Origin of the sequence: Novilysobacter erysipheiresistens (genome assembly GCF_036663935.1) — a bacterium.
GTDB lineage: Bacteria > Pseudomonadota > Gammaproteobacteria > Xanthomonadales > Xanthomonadaceae > Novilysobacter > Novilysobacter erysipheiresistens.
This window is the reverse complement of sequence record NZ_JAXGFP010000001.1, coordinates 1-15,577: the sequence shown is the minus strand read 5'-3', so window position 1 is coordinate 15,577 and position 15,577 is coordinate 1. Positions and strand designations below refer to the sequence as shown.

The window sequence follows — 15,577 nt, the reverse complement described above, 5'->3', positions numbered from 1 at the left end:
GTACAATAACGGTACGGATTCAACCGGCCCGTGCCCATGCTCCGCGTCACCAAACTCACCGACTACGCGACGGTCGTCCTGACCGCCCTCGCCGCCCAGTCCGATGCCGTGCTCAGCGCCTCGGAGCTGGCCGAACGCGCGGGCCTGGAGGCGCCGACCGTCAGCAAGCTGCTCAAGCCGCTGGCGCAGGCCGGGCTGGTCGAGGGCTTCCGCGGCGCCAACGGCGGTTACCGGCTGGCGCGACCGGCGGCCGACATCTCCCTGATCGAGGTCGTCGAGGCGATGGAAGGCCCGCTCGGCATGACCGAGTGCAGCGTCCACGAGGGCAACTGCACGATCGAGGACCACTGCGGGGTGCGCGCCAACTGGCGGCGAATCAACGACGTGGTGATCGAGGCGCTGCGCAGCGTGACCCTGGCGCAGATGATCGACGGCGTGCCGCCGCCCGGCTCCGCAACATCCTCTCCTTCCAGACGCATCGACTTGCGCCTGGCCAGCGCCTGATTCGACAGATTTGTCCGACAGATCTGTCAACCAGGCTCGCTCAATAGTCTCGTTCAACCAGACATCACGACAGTAGGCAGCCCAATGGCCACCGACATCACCGACACCGCGCTCCGGCCGGTCGAGCAGAACGCCGAGATCCACGCGCAGCTCGGCCGCAAGTACGATGCCGGCTTCATCACCGACATCGAATCCGACAGCCTGCCGCCGGGACTCGACGAGGACGTCATCCGCGCGCTCTCGGCCAAGAAGGACGAGCCCGCGTGGATGACCGAGTGGCGGCTGGAGGCCTACCGCCACTGGCTGACCATGCCGGTGCCGCACTGGGCCAAGCTGAACATCGCGCCGATCGATTTCCAGGCGCTCAGCTATTACTCGGCGCCGAAGGGACCCAAGTACGCCTCGCTCGACGAGGTGCCGCAGGAACTGCTCGACACCTACGAGAAGCTCGGCGTGCCGCTGCATGAGCGCGCCAAGCTGGCCGGCGTCGCGGTCGACGCGGTGTTCGATTCGGTGTCGGTCGGCACCACGTTCCGCAAGGAACTGGCCGAGAAAGGCGTGATCTTCTGCTCGATGTCCGAGGCGATCAAGGACCATCCCGAGCTGGTCAAGCAGTACCTCGGCAGCGTGGTCCCGACCGGCGACAACTACTTCGCCGCGCTGAACTCCGCGGTGTTCTCCGACGGCAGCTTCGTGTTCATCCCCGAGGGCGTGAAGTGCCCGATGGAACTGAGCACCTACTTCCGCATCAACGCCGGCCACACCGGCCAGTTCGAGCGCACCCTGATCATCTGCGAGGACCGCGCGCAGGTGTCGTACCTGGAAGGCTGCACCGCGCCGATGCGCGACGAGAACCAGCTGCACGCGGCGGTGGTCGAGCTGGTCGCGCTGGAAGATGCCGACATCAAGTACTCGACGGTGCAGAACTGGTACCCGGGCGACGAGAACGGCGTCGGCGGCATCTACAACTTCGTGACCAAGCGCGGCGAGTGCCGCGGCGCGCGCAGCAAGATCCACTGGACCCAGGTCGAAACCGGTTCGGCGATCACCTGGAAGTATCCGAGTTGCGTGCTGATCGGCGATGACTCCACCGGCGAATTCCACTCCGTCGCGCTGACCCACCACCGCCAGCAGGCCGACACCGGCACCAAGATGATCCACATCGGCAAGCGCACCAAGAGCAAGATCATCAGCAAGGGCATCAGCGCCGGCCGCGGGCAGAACACCTACCGCGGCCTGGTCAAGGTGGGTCCGGGCGCCGAGGGCGCGCGCAACTACACCCAGTGCGACTCGCTGCTGATCGGCAAGAAGTGCGGCGCCCACACCTTCCCGTACATCGAGGTCAAGCACCCGACCGCGACCGTCGAGCACGAAGCGACCACCTCCAAGATCAGCGACGACCAGCTGTTCTATTGCCGTTCGCGCGGCATCGGCGAGGAGGACGCGGTGTCGATGATCGTCGACGGCTTCTGCAAGCAGGTGTTCCGCGAGCTGCCGATGGAGTTCGCAGTCGAGGCCAAGAAGCTGATGGAAGTGAGTCTGGAAGGCTCGGTCGGGTAAACCGAACAGCCAACGTAGGAGCGACGTAAGTCGCGACCTGTACGTCGCCTCCAGCGTTCGGCGGGTCGCGACTCACGTCGCTCCTACAGAGAACCCAAATTTCGCCCGCTTGCGGGAAAACGAGAACAACCATGCTGAAGATCGAAAACCTCCACGCCAGCGTCGCCGGCAAGGAAATCCTCAAGGGCCTTTCGCTGGAGCTGCAGCCGGGCCAGGTACACGCGGTCATGGGGCCCAACGGCGCCGGCAAGTCGACGCTGGGCAACATCATCGCCGGGCGCGAGGGCTACGAGGTCACCGAAGGCTCGGTGACGTTCGAGGGTCGCGACCTGCTCGCGCTGGAACCGGAGGAGCGCGCCGCGACCGGCGTGTTCCTCGCGTTCCAGTACCCGGTCGAGATCCCGGGCGTCAACAACACCTACTTCCTGCGCACCGCGCTCAATGCGCAGCGCAAGGCGCGCGGAGAGGCGGAGCTGGACTCGATGCAGTTCCTCAAGCTGGTGCGCGAGAAGCTCGCGGTGCTGCACCTGAAGGACGAGCTGCTGCACCGCGGTGTCAACGAGGGCTTCAGCGGCGGCGAGAAGAAGCGCAACGAAATCTTCCAGCTCGCGTTGCTGGAGCCGAAGCTGGCGATCCTCGACGAGACCGACTCGGGCCTCGACATCGATGCGCTCAAGACCGTTGCCGAGGGCGTCAACGCGTTGCGCTCGCCGGACCGCGCGTTCCTGGTGATCACCCACTACCAGCGCCTGCTCGACTACATCAAACCCGACGTGGTCCACGTGCTGGCCGACGGCCGCATCGTCGAGACCGGCGGGCCGGAACTGGCGTTGCAGCTGGAGGAACACGGTTACGCGTGGATCAAGGACCGGGTCGCGCCGGGGGCGACGGCCTGATGAGCGCCCTGCTCGACTCGCTCGCCTCCTCCTTCGACGCATTGCCCGCGCGCGAGGCCGCCGGACTCGGCACAAGCCGACGAGCCGCGCTCGATGACGCCCTGCGCGACGGCCTGCCGCACGCGCGGGTCGAGGCGTGGAAGTACACGCCGCTGCGCGCGTTCGAGCGCCGCACGTTCGCACCGGTCGACGCCGTGCCCACCTTCGACGCGGCGCTGATCGCGGACATTCCGTCGCCACGGATCGTGTTCGTCAACGGCCGTTTCGATGCCGGCGCGTCCGACCTGTCCACGCTTCCGGCCGGCGTCAGCCTGGCCCCGCTGTCGCAAGTGCTTCAAGACGGCGACGCCAGCGAATCGCACTTCCTCGCCCGCCGCTTCGAGCGCGCCGACGAGGTGTTCGCCAAGCTCAACGCCGCGCTTGCCGACGAGGGCGTGGTGTTGCGCGCCGAGGCCAATGCACGCGCTTCCACCCCGGTCCATCTCGTATTCGTCGGCGTCCCGGCCGACAACGACCGGGCCTGGCACCTGCGCCATCTGGTCCAACTCGCCGCCGGCGCGGAGTTGCGCCTGGTCGAGCACCAGCTGGCTTCCGGTGAACACCGCCACTTCGGCAACGCGCTGATGCATGTCCACCTCGCCGACAACGCCCGCCTGCTGCACGCGCGGGTGCAGGACGAGTCGACCGGCGCGACCCTGCTCAACCGCACCGACGCGGTGCTGGCCGAGCGGGCCGAGTATCGCCGGCTCGACCTCGAGCTCGGCGCCGGGCTGTCGCGCCACGAGCTCAACGTCACGTTGCAGGGCGACAAGTCGAAGTTGCATGCCAACGGCGTGCTGCTGGCCGACGGCCGTCGCCACCTCGATACCCGCCTCGGTATCGACCACGTCGCCCGCGACAGCCGTTGCGAGCTGACCTGGCGCGGCATCGGCGCCGACCGCTCGCGCACGGTATTCCACGGCGGCATCCTGATCCGCGAAGGTGCCGACGGCACCGACGCCAGGTTGTCGAACAAGAACCTGCTGTTGAACGAAGGCGCGGAGATCGACACCCAACCGGTGCTGGTGATCCACGCCGACGAGGTGCAGGCCGCGCACGGCGCCACCGTCGGCCAGCTCGACCCGACCGCGATGTTCTACCTGCGCTCGCGCGGTATCCCGACCAACACCGCGCGCGCCCTGCTGACCGCCGCGTTCTGCCGCGAGACTCTGTCGGTGTTCGAGGACGCCGGCGTGCGCGAGGCGGTGGCGGCAAGGCTGGATGCGGCACTGGCACGCTCGGTGGCCAGCGCGATGGAGGCGGCATGAACCAGGAACGCGCCCGCACGCCAATCGACTGGGCCGCCATCCGCAAGGATTTCCCGGTACTCAAGCGCCAGGTCCACGGCAAACCGCTGGTCTACCTCGATTCGGCCAACACGGGGCAGAAGCCGTCGAAGGTGATCGACGCCGTCGACGACTTCTTCCGCAACCACAACGCCAATGTCAGCCGCGCGGTCCACGCGCTCGGCAGCGAGGCGACCGAAGCCTACGAAGCGGCCCGCGGCAAGCTCGCCAAGTTCCTCAACGTCCGCGGCGACGAGCTGGTGATGTGCAGCGGCACCACCTTCGCGATCAACCTGGTCGCCTACAGCTGGGCGCTGCCGCGGTTACAGCCCGGCGACGCGATCGTCCTGACCCGGATGGAGCACCACGCCAACATCGTGCCGTGGCAGCTGGTCGCCGAACGCACCGGCGCGACCATCAAGGTCGCCGATATCGACGAGCATGGCGATCTCGACCTGCAGCATCTGTATTCGTTGCTCACGCCCGAGGTGAAACTGCTCGGCGTCGCCCACGTGTCCAACGTGCTCGGCACCGTCAACCCGGTGCGCGAGATCTGCCGCGAGGCGCGCAAGCGCGGCATCGTCACCGTGGTCGACGGCTCGCAGGCGGCGCCGCACCGGCCGCTGGACGTGGCCGCGATTGGCTGCGACTTCTACGCCATCACCGGCCACAAGATGGCAGGCCCGACCGGCACCGGCGTGCTGTGGGCGCGGCGCGAACACCTCGACGCGATGCCGCCGTTCCTCGGCGGCGGCGAGATGATCAGGGAAGTGCGCTTCGACGGCACCGTGTTCAATGACGCCCCGCACAAGTTCGAGGCCGGCACCCCCAACATCGCCGGCTTCATCGGCCTCGGCGCCGCGGTCGACTACCTGTCGGCGATCGGCATGGCGAATATCGAGGCGCGCGAGCAGGAGTTGCTGGCGTATGCGACGCAGCAGTTGGACGGAATCGACGGCGTGCGCATCTTCGGCCGCGCGCGCGAGAAGGCGGCGGTGATCAGCTTCCTGGTCGAAGGCGCGCATGCGCACGACCTGGCCACCCTGCTCGACCTGGAAGGCGTCGCGGTGCGCTCCGGCCACCACTGCGCGCACCCGTTGATGCATCATTTCGGGGTGCCGGCCACCTGCCGCGCGTCGTTCGCGTTCTACAACACCTTCGAGGAGGTCGACGCGTTCGTCGCCGCGCTCAACAAGGTCCGCAAACTGCTCATGTAGGGCGCCAAGCAAGAACACGGTTGCGCTATTGCTTCAACGCGTCGCCACGCGCTGCGATATCCGTTTGCGATGATGCGAGACCACCATCATCCGATCGCGGCTAAAGCCGCTCCTACAAAAGCCCGACCATGCCCGACCTTCATTTCCGCGACGCCATCGTCGACGACATCCCCGCCCTCGCCGCCCTCGTCACCCGCGCCTATCGCGGCGACGCCAGCCGCGTCGGCTGGACCACCGAGGCCGACGTGCTCGACGGCAACCGCATCGACGCCGATGTGCTGCGCCACGACATCGAGCGCGACCGCAGCCGCGTAATCCTGCTGGAGCGCGATGGCGAGCTGCTGTCATGCGCGCATGTCTGCGAGGACGCCGGCGCCGGCTATTTCGGCATGTTCGCGGTCGAGCCGAGGCTGCAGGGCGGCGGCATCGGCAAGCGGGTCATGGACGAGGCCGAGCGCGTGGTGCGCGACGACTGGCAACTGCCGGTGATGCGGATGACCGTGATCGACCTGCGCAGCGAACTGATCGCGTTCTACGAGCGCCGCGGCTACCGTCGCACCGGGGTGTTCAAGCCGTTCCCCTATGGCGACGAGCGTTACGGCATCCCGCGCCGCGACGACTTGCGTTTCGAAGTGCTGGAGAAGCCATTGCGATGAGCGACTGGATACGCGTCTGCACCACCGCGGAGCTGCTGCCCGGCGAGACCGCCGTCGTCTGGGACGGCGACACCCCGATCCTGGTGCTCAATTACGACGGCGACTTCCATGCGCTCGAGGACAAGTGCTCGCATGAGGACTTCGAGCTGTCGGCCGGCAACTTCGACGGCGACGAGGCGACCATCGAATGTGTCCTGCACGGCGCCAAGTTCGACGTGCGCGACGGCCGCGCCCTGTGCGCACCGGCGTATGAGCCGGTCGTGCGGTTCCCGGTCAAGGTCGAGGACGGCGTGGTCTGGACCCGCGACGACCGCTGATCCCTGCGGACCAGCGCCATCCAACCGAGTCATGAAACTGCGGATTCCCCGTTAAGTTTTTATTGCGGATGCGAATCAATCTCACTAAGATTCCCACCGAATCGCGGCCCCCGCCGCTCTGTCCGCACCTTTCGGGAATCCCATGTCCTCCTCCAGATACGTTGTCTCGCCGCTTGCCGGTGCCCTCGCCCTCGCCTTGAGCCTGCCGACCGTCGCCGCCGAAGGCCCCGCCGACGCAGCGCCGGCTGCCGCTGCGCCGATGCAAACCAAGGATTTCGACGAGATCCGCGTTGACGGCGAGCGCATCGACTCGCTGCAGTCGCCCAAGTCCACCCAGCCGCTGCTCGACACCCCCAAGACCGTCACCATCGTCCCGGCCGAGCTGATGCAGGCGCAAGGCGTGACCACCCTGCGTGATGCCCTGCGCAATGTCCCGGGCATCAGCATGCAGGCCGGCGAAGGCGGCGTGCCGGCCGGCGACAACCTGACCCTGCGCGGCTTCAGCGCCCGCACCGACCTGTTCGTCGACGGCGTGCGCGACATCGGCGGCTACTCGCGCGACCCGTTCAACCTGGAGCAGGTCGAAGTCGTCAAGGGCCCGGCCTCGGCCACCTCCGGCCGCGGTTCAACCGGCGGTTCGATCAACCTGGTCAGCAAGACCGCGCGACTGGGCGACTTCAACAATGCCAGCATCAGCGTGGGCGACAACGACCTGCAGCGCGTCACCGCTGATTTCAATCACGAGGTCGGCGACGGCGCGGCGTTCCGCATCAACCTGATGGGCCACAGCAACGAGGTCAATGGCCGTGATGCGGTCGAAGCCAAGCGCTGGGGCATCGCCCCGACCGTCAGCTTCGGCTTGGGCAGCGACACCGTCACCAGCCTGAGCCTGTTCCACATCGAGCAGGAAAACATGCCCGACTACGGCCAACCGTGGGTGCGCGACAGCCACGAGTTGCTGGTCGGTAGCCGCAACGGACGCTCGCCGGTCGACCGCGAGAACTTCTACGGCCTGGTGGACCGCGACTACGAGGACACCAGCGCCGACATGGCGACGGTGATCGTCAACCACGTGTTCAACGACTCCCTGCAACTGCGCAACCTGACCCGCTGGGGCCAGAGCGAGCGCGACTCGATCATCACCGCGGCGCGCTTTGTCGCCGACGATTCGCTGGAGATCAAGCGTGGCGGCAAGACCCGCCTGACCGAGAACCGCATCCTGCTCAACGCCACCGACCTGACCGCGCGCTTCGACACCGGCGCCGCGCGCCACACCCTGGTCGCCGGCCTGGAGCTGGGCAAGGAGGAGTCGACCAACCTCGCCCGCAGCGTTACCGATGAGCCGCACACCACCCTGTTCGCCCCGGACTTCAACGATCCCTATGTCGGCGGCATCACCCGCGACCCGGAGAACGATGCCGACTCCGAAGCCGAGTCGATCGCCGTCTACGCGTTCGACACCATCGAACTGAACCCGATGTGGGAGCTGACCGGCGGCCTGCGCTGGGACCGCTTCGAGGCCGAAGCCACCGGTTGGGACCGCAACCTCGCCGCCCGCGGCACTTTCTCGCGCACCGACACCGAGATCAGCGGCCGCGCCGCGGTGGTGTTCAAGCCGGTGACCGATGCCAGCGTCTACCTGGCCTACGGCAACTCGTTCAATCCGTCGGCCGAAGAGCTCGAACTCAACGCCAACACCGCCGAGCTCGATCCCGAGCAGAGCGACACCATCGAGCTGGGCGCCAAGTGGCGACTCGCCGACGGCCTGCTGTTGAGCACCGCGCTGTTCCGTACCGAAAAGACCAACGCCCGCGTGCGCGATCCGCTCGAAACCGAACGCATCTACGTGCTCGAAGGCGAGCAGCGCGTCGACGGCTTCGAAATCGGCGTGGCCGGCCAGGTCACCGAGGCCTGGACGTTGTTCGCCGGCTACACCTGGCTCGACAGCGAAGTGTTGACCTCGCTCGACCCGGCGGTGGTCGGCAACGCGCTGGGCAACACCCCGCGCAACAGCGCCAGCCTGTGGAACAGCTATGCCATCACCGACTCGCTGGAGGCCGGCTTCGGCATCCAGCACGTCGGCTCGCGCTACACCGGCGAGGACAACGGCCGCATGGCCAAGTCCTACACCCTGTACGACGCGATGGTCGGCTACCGGGTCAGCGACGCGCTGGCGCTGCGCCTGAACGGTTACAACCTCAGCGACAAGGACTACGTCGACCAGGTCGGCGGCGGCCATTACGTCCCCGGCGCCGCGCGCACCTGGATGCTGAGCGCCGACTTCAGCTTCTGATGCACCCGCTCTCTCTCCCAGTGATTTGATTCGCCTTCACGGCCCGCCGACAGTGGCGGGCCGTGCTTTTTTCCGGAGCTCCGCCATGCTGCTGCAGGTTCCCGACGTACTGACTGCCGAACAGGTCGCGCAGTGCCGCAAGGCGCTGGATGCGGCCGACTGGGCCGATGGCCGCGTCACCGCCGGTTACCAGTCGGCGCAGGCCAAGCACAACCAGCAATTGCCGGAAGACTCCGACGTCGCCCGCCAACTCGGCGACGCGATCCTCGGCGCGCTGCAGCAGAGCGCATTGTTCATGTCGGCGGCGTTGCCGCTGAAGGTGTTCCCGCCGCTGTTCAACCGCTACGCCGGCGGCCACTCGTTCGGCAGCCACGTCGACAACGCGATCCGCCCGGTCCGCGGCACCCCGCACAAGGTCCGCACCGACCTGTCGGCGACGCTGTTCCTGAGCGCGCCCGACGAATACGACGGCGGCGAACTGGTGATCGAGGACACCTACGGCACCCACGCGGTCAAGTTGCCCGTCGGACATTTGCTGCTGTACCCGGCCAGCAGCCTGCACCTGGTGCAACCGGTCACCCGCGGCGCGCGCGTCGCCTCGTTCTTCTGGATCCAGTCGATGGTCCGCGACGACGGCCAGCGCACCCTGCTGTACGACCTCGACCGTGCCACCCAGCAGGTCCATCGCGACCTGCCCGATTCGTCCGCCGCGCTGGGCCTGACCGGCGTCTACCACAACCTCCTGCGCCGCTGGGCGGATACCTGATGTCGAGTTCGACCCTGTCCAACCTCAGCTTCCGCAACGCGATCTTCCAGCTGCACTGGTTGTTCGGCATCACCGCCGGGGTGGTGCTGGCGCTGGTCGGATTCACCGGCGGCATGCTCAGCTTCGAGGACGAACTGCTCAAGGCGCTCAACCCCGGGGTGATGACGGTCGAGCCGCGCGGCGCGGCCTTGTCGCCCGAGGCGCTGGTCGAACGCGTGCGCGCGCAGCGGCCGGATGATGCGATCGCCTCGCTGCAGTTGTCAGCCGATCCGCGCGACAGCGCCTATGTCGGCTTTGCGGCAAAGGACGGGGGCCGCCGCGGCGAGCGCGTGCACGTCGATCCCTATGACGGCCGGGTATTGCCGGAACCACGCTACAAGGAATTCTTCAGCGTCACCATGAAGCTGCACCGCTGGCTGGTCGCCGACGAGGTCGGCAAGCAGATCGTCGGCGCCTCCACCGTCATCCTCATCTTCTTCTGCGTCTCCGGCCTGTACCTGCGCTGGCCGCGCCGCTGGGGCAGCCTGCGCACCTGGCTGGGACTGGACTGGCGGCAGAAGGGCCGCAACTTCCTGTGGCACCTGCATTCGATCGTCGGCACCTGGGTGCTGGTCGCGTACCTGGTGATGTCGTTGACCGGGCTGTGGTGGTCTTACGACTGGTATCGCAGCGCGGTCAACGACTGGGCCGGACGTGACGAGCAGGCGCAGCCGCGCGAGAACACCGATCGCGGCACGCCGCCGCCAATCGACATCGCCGCGACCTGGCAGGCGTTCAATGCGGTCGCACCGGCGTGGAGCAACGCGACGCTGAACTGGCCCGACGGCGCCGAGCCGATCGGCTTCCGCTATCTCGACGCCGACCCGGCGCACGAGCGCGCGCGCAACGAACTGCAGCTCGACCGCTGGAGCCTTGAGGTGGTCGACCACCAGCGCTACGACGACGGCTCGTGGCGACAGAAGATCGGCGCCAGCATGTTCGCGTTGCATCGCGGCAGCTTCTTCGGGACGACGGGCGTGGTGGTGTTCATGCTCGCCAGCCTGCTGATGCCGCTGTTCGCCATTACCGGCTGGATGCTCTACCTCGACCGCGGCCGCAAGCAGCGCGCCGCCGCGGCGCTGGCGGGCGGAGTGGCTTCGCTCACTGCACCGCAGCCGCGCGGTCCCGCCGGCGGCGCACCGGTACTGGTCGCCTACGCCAGCCAGACCGGCACCGCCGAAGGCCTGGCCTGGCAGACCGCCGCGGCCTTGCGCGAGGGCGGTTGCGCGGTGGACGTGCAGCCACTCGGCAAGCTCGACCCGGCCATGCTCGCCGCCGCCGGCCAGGTGTTGTTCATCGCCTCCAGCTTCGGCGAAGGCGAAGCGCCCGACCACGCCCGCGCCTTCGTCCGGCGCATGCGCGACGGTGCGGTGGCGCCCACGTTGGCCGGCCTGCGCTACGGCGTGCTGGCCTTGGGCGACCGCGAGTACGGCGACAGCTACTGCGGTTTCGGCCGTACGCTCGACCTGTGGCTGCACCATGCCGGCGCGCAGCCGCTGTTCGACCGCATCGACGTCGATGGCGCCGACGCCGGTGCACTGCGCCATTGGCAGCACCACATCGGCCAGCTCGCCGGCCGCAGCGACCTGCCCGACTGGAGCGTGCCGCGTTATCGCCGTTGGCGACTGGCCGAGCGCCGGCTGCTCAACCCCGGCAGTGCCGGCGCCCCGGCGTTCCACCTGGCGCTGGTGCCCGAAGCGGCGAGCGACCTCGACTGGAGCGCCGGCGATATCGCAGAAGTCGGGCCGCGCCACGCATCGGCCGAAGTGGCCGCCTGGCTGCGCGCGGCGGCAATCGACGGCGACGCACCGGTGCAACTGGATGGCCACGACGAACCGTTTGCGGCCGTTGTCGCCCGCTCGCGCCTGCCCGATCCCGACAGCATGCGCGGACAACCGCCGCAAACCGTCGCCGAGGCCCTCAAGCCGCTGCCGCATCGCGAATACTCGATCGCCTCGTTGCCCGCCGACGGCAGCCTGCAGTTGCTGGTCCGGCAGATGCGCGGCCCCGATGGCCGGTTCGGCAGCGGCAGTGGCTGGCTGACCGAACACGCCGACCCGGACAGCGACATCGACCTGCGTATCCGCTGCAATCCGTCATTCCACCCGCCGGTCGACGATCGTCCGTTGCTGTTGATCGGCAACGGCACCGGCCTGGCCGGCCTGCGCGCGGTGCTCAAGGCGCGGATTGCCGCCGGCCACCGGCGCAACTGGCTGGTGTTCGGCGAGCGCAGCGCCGCGCATGACGGTTTCCACGGCGACGAGCTGGAGCGATGGCAACGCGACGGCGGGCTGCCGCGACTGGACCGGGTGTTTTCGCGCGACCAGGTCGAGCGTCGCTACGTCCAGCACTTGCTGGGTGAGCGCGTCGACGAAGTGCGCCGCTGGATCGGCGAGGACGGCGCGATCTACGTTTGCGGCAGCCTCGAAGGCATGGCGCCGGCGGTGGATGCGGTGCTCGGCGAAATCCTCGGCGGGGAAATGCTGGAAGCGATGGCGGCCGATGGGAGGTATCGGCGCGACGTGTATTGAGGCGCGTTGCCGTCTGGTTCGATGCAGGAGCGGCTTTAGCCGCGATCTGGAATCGGCACGATCGAACGGTTTCAGATCGCGGCTAAAAAGCCGCTCCTACAAGTGATCCCCTTGCTCGGAGCTTGGCGTCAGCGCGGCGCGATGCGGATCACCAGCGCCTCGCCGCCACCGTCCAGCACATGCCGCAGTTTGTCCTCGCCGGCAGCCAGGATCGCGGTATCGCCGCTCGCCAGCGGCGGCAGCCCAGAGTCGTCGGCGAAACGCGCCTGGCCGGCGATTAGGTGCACCGCCCAGGTACTGTGGGGCTCGGCGAAGATCACCATCGGTCCGACCAGCGGCCGGTGCCACAGTTCGACCTGCACCCGGTCGCGCCGCCACATCAGGTTGAAATCGTGGGTGAGGCCGTCGATCAGTTCGCCGGTGACCGCGCGCTCGCCGCTAAACCGGTGCTTGTCATGCGGTGGCTGCAGCTCGACCGTCTCGCCGTCTTCGAAGCGAAGGCGCAGGCCGTTGCCCGCCAGCAGCACCAGTTCGCGATCGATGCCGGCGAACGTCGAGAACGCGGCGTCGCGTTCGATCTCGGCGATCGACAGGCGCCAGTCCCAATCCTCGCCACCGTCGCCGCCACCGCGGGCGATCTCGCGGGTCCAGCCAAGCTGGTTCTTCCAGCGTTCACGGCGGTACTCGTTGGCGGGAATGACACGGGAGCCGGGGGCGATACGCATGGCGACAGGTCCGGTGAGATGCACCCAGTCTAGCGATACCGCGAAAAAGTGCCGGCCGCCGCGGATCCTTCCGCAGCAGCCGGCGTACATCCGTGTCCGGGAAATTCCCGATGTCCTGCGGGCGTCCTGCCCGGTACTTCCCGTTTCTTACTTGGCGCTCTTGCCGCCGACCACGATACGGTCGCGGTTCTTCTCGATCGTCTTCAGGCCGATGCCCTTGACCATCGCCAGTTGCTCGGCGCTGCGGAATGCGCCGTTGGCCTTGCGGTAGTCGACGATGGCCTGGGCCTTGGCCGGGCCGACGTTGAGCAGCACGTCGTCGATGGTGGCGGCATCGGCGGTGTTGATGTTGACCTTGTCGGCGGCGAAGGCCGAACCGGCGATCAGCAGCGACAGCAGCAACGATTTGGCGACGACAACGAGGGACTTCATGGCGGACTCCTTGCGAAGGGGTGGGTTGTGTTCCGGCCGGCGATCCCTCGCCGGTGGAAACAGTCTCCGCCGCCGACCGGTCGCGGCCCATCGCCGAACGCGCCGCCGGCATTGCAGGCGTCGCCCCGTCGCCGGGTAGGAAAAGCCCTACACGCCCGGCGTTACAATGGGCTTCTTTGCCCTGTTCCGAGGTTTGCCCATGTCCGACAACAACACCCAGCCCGCACTTCCGGCCCCGGCCGTCGTCGAGAGCTTTGTTGCGGACAAGTGGGACCGGGAGATCGTTCCGCAGCTGGTCGACTACATCCGCATCCCCAACAAGTCGCCGATGTTCGACGCCGACTGGGTCGAGCATGGCTACATGGAGCAGGCGGTCGTGTTGATGGAAACCTGGGCGAAGGCGCAGCCGATCGCCGGGATGCAGGTCGAGGTGATCCGACTGGAAGGTCGCACGCCGCTGATCTTCGTCGACATTCCCGCCGCCAATGGCGGCAGCGATGAAGACCCCGTGCTGCTGTACGGCCACCTCGACAAGCAGCCGGAAATGACCGGCTGGGACGACGACCTCGGCCCGTGGAAGCCGGTGATCAAGGGCGACAAGCTGTACGGCCGCGGTGGCGCCGACGACGGCTACGCGATCTTCGGCTCGCTGACCTCGATCCTCGTACTGCAGGAACAGGGCCTGCCGCATGCGCGCTGCGTGATCCTGATCGAGGCCTGCGAGGAGTCCGGCAGCTACGACCTGCCCGCGTACGTCGACCACCTTGCCGAGCGCATCGGCAAGCCGTCGCTGGTGGTCTGCCTGGACTCGGGCTGCGGCAATTACGAGCAGCTGTGGTGCACCACCTCGCTGCGCGGCCTGGCCGGCGGCAATTTCACGGTGAAGGTGCTCGACGAAGGCGTGCACTCGGGCGATGCGTCCGGCGTGGTGCCGTCCAGCTTCCGCCTGCTGCGCCAGTTGCTGTCGCGGCTGGAGGACGAGGACACCGGCCGCATCATTGTCGACGGCCTGCATGTGGAAGTGCCGGCCGAACGTCTGGAACAGGCGCGCAAGTGCGCCGAGGTGCTGAGCACCGAGGTGTTCGACAAGTTCCCGCTGCTCGACGGCATGCAGCCGATGAGCGACGACCTCACCGAACTGGTGCTCAACCGCACCTGGCGGCCGGCGCTGTCGGTGACCGGCATCGACGGGATCCCGCCGCTGGCCTCCGCCGGCAATGTGTTGCGGCCGCACACGGCGGTCAAGTTGTCGCTGCGCCTGCCGCCGACGCTGGACGGCAAGCGCGCCGGCGAGTTGCTCAAGCAGGTGCTGCTCGACAACCCGCCCAACGGCGCCACCGTCGAACTGGAGCTGGAGAAATCCTCGACCGGCTGGAACGCACCGGCGCAGTCGCCGTGGCTGACCCGCGCGATCGACGACGCCAGCCAGGCGTTCTTCGGCAAGCCGGCGATGTACATGGGCGAAGGCGGCTCGATCCCGTTCATGGGTATGCTCGGCGAGAAGTTCCCCGGCGCGCAGTTCATGATCACCGGCGTGCTCGGCCCGCATTCCAACGCCCACGGCCCCAACGAGTTCCTGCACATCCCGATGGGCAAGCGGGTCACCGCCTGCGTCGCCCACGTGATCGCCGCCCACCACCAGGCGGGCCAACGCGGCGAGACCACCGGCGTGGCCGCCGCGGCCAGCACCCAGGAGCGCGGCGAGCACGGTTGCTGTTGAGGACTCGCCGGCGCGCGGCAGCTGTTACGATCCGATCGCGGTACCAACCACTTGCTAAGGAGCGACCATGTTCGACGGCATTCTGGGGTACATCATCGGCGGCGCGGTGATCGGCGTCCTCGCCCGTTTCTTCAAACCGGGCGCCGACCCGATGGGCTGGATCATGACGATCGTGCTCGGCATCGCCGGCGCGGTGATCGGCGGCATGCTGGTCACCGACGGCATCCTGAGCTGGGTCGTGGCAATCATCGTCGCGATCGTGCTGCTGTTCGTCTACGAGATGATCCGCAGCAAACAGGCCAAGCGACCGGGCTGACCGCCCTTGCGGCAACCCGACACCCCGGCTCCGGCCGGGGTGTTTTCGTTTGGCGCCGCCTCAGCGCGCCGATCTGTCCAGGATCCGCTCGACCAGTTGTTCGGCGAACACCTCGGCGCTCTGCTCGGTGGTGGGCAGCCGGTAGTCGGGGGCCTCGGGGACCTCATACGGCGAGTCGATGCCGGTGAAGTTGCGCAGCTGTCCGGCCCGCGCCTTGGCATACAGGCCCTTGACGTCGCGCTGCTCGGCGATCTCCAGCGGGGTGTCGACGTACACCTCG

The 15,577-nt window shown here is 67.8% G+C and carries 15 protein-coding genes; 12 read left to right on the top strand and 3 right to left on the bottom strand.

Annotated elements, in window-relative coordinates; genetic code table 11:
* The first annotated feature begins 36 nt into the window (after positions 1–36).
* The 10 genes from SNE34_RS00075 to SNE34_RS00030 all read left to right on the top strand — a co-directional run bounded on the left by SNE34_RS00075 (position 37) and on the right by SNE34_RS00030 (position 12,104).
* A complete protein-coding gene (locus SNE34_RS00075; protein WP_332613604.1) occupies positions 37–504 on the top strand; it encodes an SUF system Fe-S cluster assembly regulator in 468 nt (155 codons plus the stop codon).
* Between the two features lie 84 nt (positions 505–588).
* On the top strand, positions 589–2,064 hold the full coding sequence (sufB, locus tag SNE34_RS00070) for a Fe-S cluster assembly protein SufB (protein WP_332613603.1): 1,476 nt from the start codon (positions 589–591) through the stop codon (positions 2,062–2,064).
* 131 nt (positions 2,065–2,195) lie between these two features.
* Positions 2,196–2,960, top strand: coding sequence for a Fe-S cluster assembly ATPase SufC (gene sufC, locus SNE34_RS00065; protein WP_332613602.1), 765 nt, complete (start codon positions 2,196–2,198; stop codon positions 2,958–2,960).
* Positions 2,960–4,267 (top strand): Fe-S cluster assembly protein SufD, encoded by a 1,308-nt coding sequence (sufD, locus tag SNE34_RS00060; RefSeq protein WP_332613601.1) that lies wholly within the window; start codon positions 2,960–2,962, stop codon positions 4,265–4,267. Before sufC ends, sufD begins: the two co-directional genes overlap by 1 nt.
* A complete protein-coding gene (locus SNE34_RS00055; protein WP_332613600.1) occupies positions 4,264–5,502 on the top strand; it encodes a cysteine desulfurase in 1,239 nt (412 codons plus the stop codon). The genes sufD and SNE34_RS00055 overlap by 4 nt, the downstream gene beginning before the upstream one ends.
* A gap of 128 nt (positions 5,503–5,630) precedes the next feature.
* Positions 5,631–6,158, top strand: coding sequence for a GNAT family N-acetyltransferase (locus tag SNE34_RS00050; RefSeq protein WP_332613599.1), 528 nt, complete (start codon positions 5,631–5,633; stop codon positions 6,156–6,158).
* Entirely contained in the window at positions 6,155–6,475 is a 321-nt protein-coding gene (locus SNE34_RS00045) for a non-heme iron oxygenase ferredoxin subunit (protein WP_332613598.1), read from the top strand. Before SNE34_RS00050 ends, SNE34_RS00045 begins: the two co-directional genes overlap by 4 nt.
* Positions 6,476–6,617: 142 nt before the next feature.
* Positions 6,618–8,768: a TonB-dependent receptor gene (locus tag SNE34_RS00040; protein ID WP_332613597.1), complete on the top strand. Its 2,151-nt coding sequence runs from the start codon at positions 6,618–6,620 to the stop codon at positions 8,766–8,768.
* Positions 8,769–8,853: 85 nt separating this feature from the next.
* Positions 8,854–9,534, top strand: coding sequence for a Fe2+-dependent dioxygenase (locus SNE34_RS00035; RefSeq protein WP_332613596.1), 681 nt, complete (start codon positions 8,854–8,856; stop codon positions 9,532–9,534).
* Positions 9,534–12,104, top strand: a complete 2,571-nt coding sequence (locus tag SNE34_RS00030; RefSeq protein WP_332613595.1) for a sulfite reductase flavoprotein subunit alpha — start codon at positions 9,534–9,536, stop codon at positions 12,102–12,104. The genes SNE34_RS00035 and SNE34_RS00030 overlap by 1 nt, the downstream gene beginning before the upstream one ends.
* 128 nt (positions 12,105–12,232) lie before the next feature.
* Here SNE34_RS00030 and SNE34_RS00025 read toward each other — a convergent pair whose 3' ends face one another.
* A complete protein-coding gene (locus tag SNE34_RS00025; RefSeq protein WP_332613594.1) occupies positions 12,233–12,829 on the bottom strand; it encodes a HutD/Ves family protein in 597 nt (198 codons plus the stop codon).
* 147 nt (positions 12,830–12,976) lie between these two features.
* Positions 12,977–13,261: a ComEA family DNA-binding protein gene (locus tag SNE34_RS00020; protein ID WP_332613593.1), complete on the bottom strand. Its 285-nt coding sequence runs from the start codon at positions 13,259–13,261 to the stop codon at positions 12,977–12,979.
* Between the two features lie 199 nt (positions 13,262–13,460).
* Between SNE34_RS00020 and SNE34_RS00015 the strand changes: the two genes are divergently transcribed.
* Together SNE34_RS00015 and SNE34_RS00010 are read left to right on the top strand one after the other, a co-directional pair.
* Entirely contained in the window at positions 13,461–14,981 is a 1,521-nt protein-coding gene (locus tag SNE34_RS00015; protein ID WP_332613592.1) for a M20 family metallopeptidase, read from the top strand.
* 67 nt (positions 14,982–15,048) lie between these two features.
* A complete protein-coding gene (locus SNE34_RS00010) occupies positions 15,049–15,297 on the top strand; it encodes a GlsB/YeaQ/YmgE family stress response membrane protein (RefSeq protein ID WP_332613591.1) in 249 nt (82 codons plus the stop codon).
* Positions 15,298–15,357: 60 nt separating this feature from the next.
* Here SNE34_RS00010 and SNE34_RS00005 read toward each other — a convergent pair.
* On the bottom strand, positions 15,358–15,577 hold a 220-nt coding region (locus SNE34_RS00005; RefSeq protein WP_332613590.1), incomplete at its 5' end, for an adenylyl-sulfate kinase.

Excerpts from the sequence above, each read along its gene's own strand:
- SNE34_RS00075 (WP_332613604.1), top strand. The coding sequence starts at position 37 with ATGCTCCGCGTCACCAAACTCACCGACTACGCGACGGTCGTCCTGACC.
- SNE34_RS00015 (WP_332613592.1), top strand. The coding sequence starts at position 13,461 with ATGTCCGACAACAACACCCAGCCCGCACTTCCGGCCCCGGCCGTCGTC.
- SNE34_RS00035 (WP_332613596.1), top strand. The coding sequence starts at position 8,854 with ATGCTGCTGCAGGTTCCCGACGTACTGACTGCCGAACAGGTCGCGCAG.
- sufD (WP_332613601.1), top strand. The coding sequence starts at position 2,960 with ATGAGCGCCCTGCTCGACTCGCTCGCCTCCTCCTTCGACGCATTGCCC.
- sufB (WP_332613603.1), top strand. The coding sequence starts at position 589 with ATGGCCACCGACATCACCGACACCGCGCTCCGGCCGGTCGAGCAGAAC.
- SNE34_RS00020 (WP_332613593.1), bottom strand. The coding sequence starts at position 13,261 with ATGAAGTCCCTCGTTGTCGTCGCCAAATCGTTGCTGCTGTCGCTGCTG.
- SNE34_RS00010 (WP_332613591.1), top strand. The coding sequence starts at position 15,049 with ATGTTCGACGGCATTCTGGGGTACATCATCGGCGGCGCGGTGATCGGC.
- SNE34_RS00055 (WP_332613600.1), top strand. The coding sequence starts at position 4,264 with ATGAACCAGGAACGCGCCCGCACGCCAATCGACTGGGCCGCCATCCGC.
- SNE34_RS00050 (WP_332613599.1), top strand. The coding sequence starts at position 5,631 with ATGCCCGACCTTCATTTCCGCGACGCCATCGTCGACGACATCCCCGCC.
- SNE34_RS00040 (WP_332613597.1), top strand. The coding sequence starts at position 6,618 with ATGTCCTCCTCCAGATACGTTGTCTCGCCGCTTGCCGGTGCCCTCGCC.
- SNE34_RS00025 (WP_332613594.1), bottom strand. The coding sequence starts at position 12,829 with ATGCGTATCGCCCCCGGCTCCCGTGTCATTCCCGCCAACGAGTACCGC.
- SNE34_RS00030 (WP_332613595.1), top strand. The coding sequence starts at position 9,534 with ATGTCGAGTTCGACCCTGTCCAACCTCAGCTTCCGCAACGCGATCTTC.
- SNE34_RS00045 (WP_332613598.1), top strand. The coding sequence starts at position 6,155 with ATGAGCGACTGGATACGCGTCTGCACCACCGCGGAGCTGCTGCCCGGC.
- sufC (WP_332613602.1), top strand. The coding sequence starts at position 2,196 with ATGCTGAAGATCGAAAACCTCCACGCCAGCGTCGCCGGCAAGGAAATC.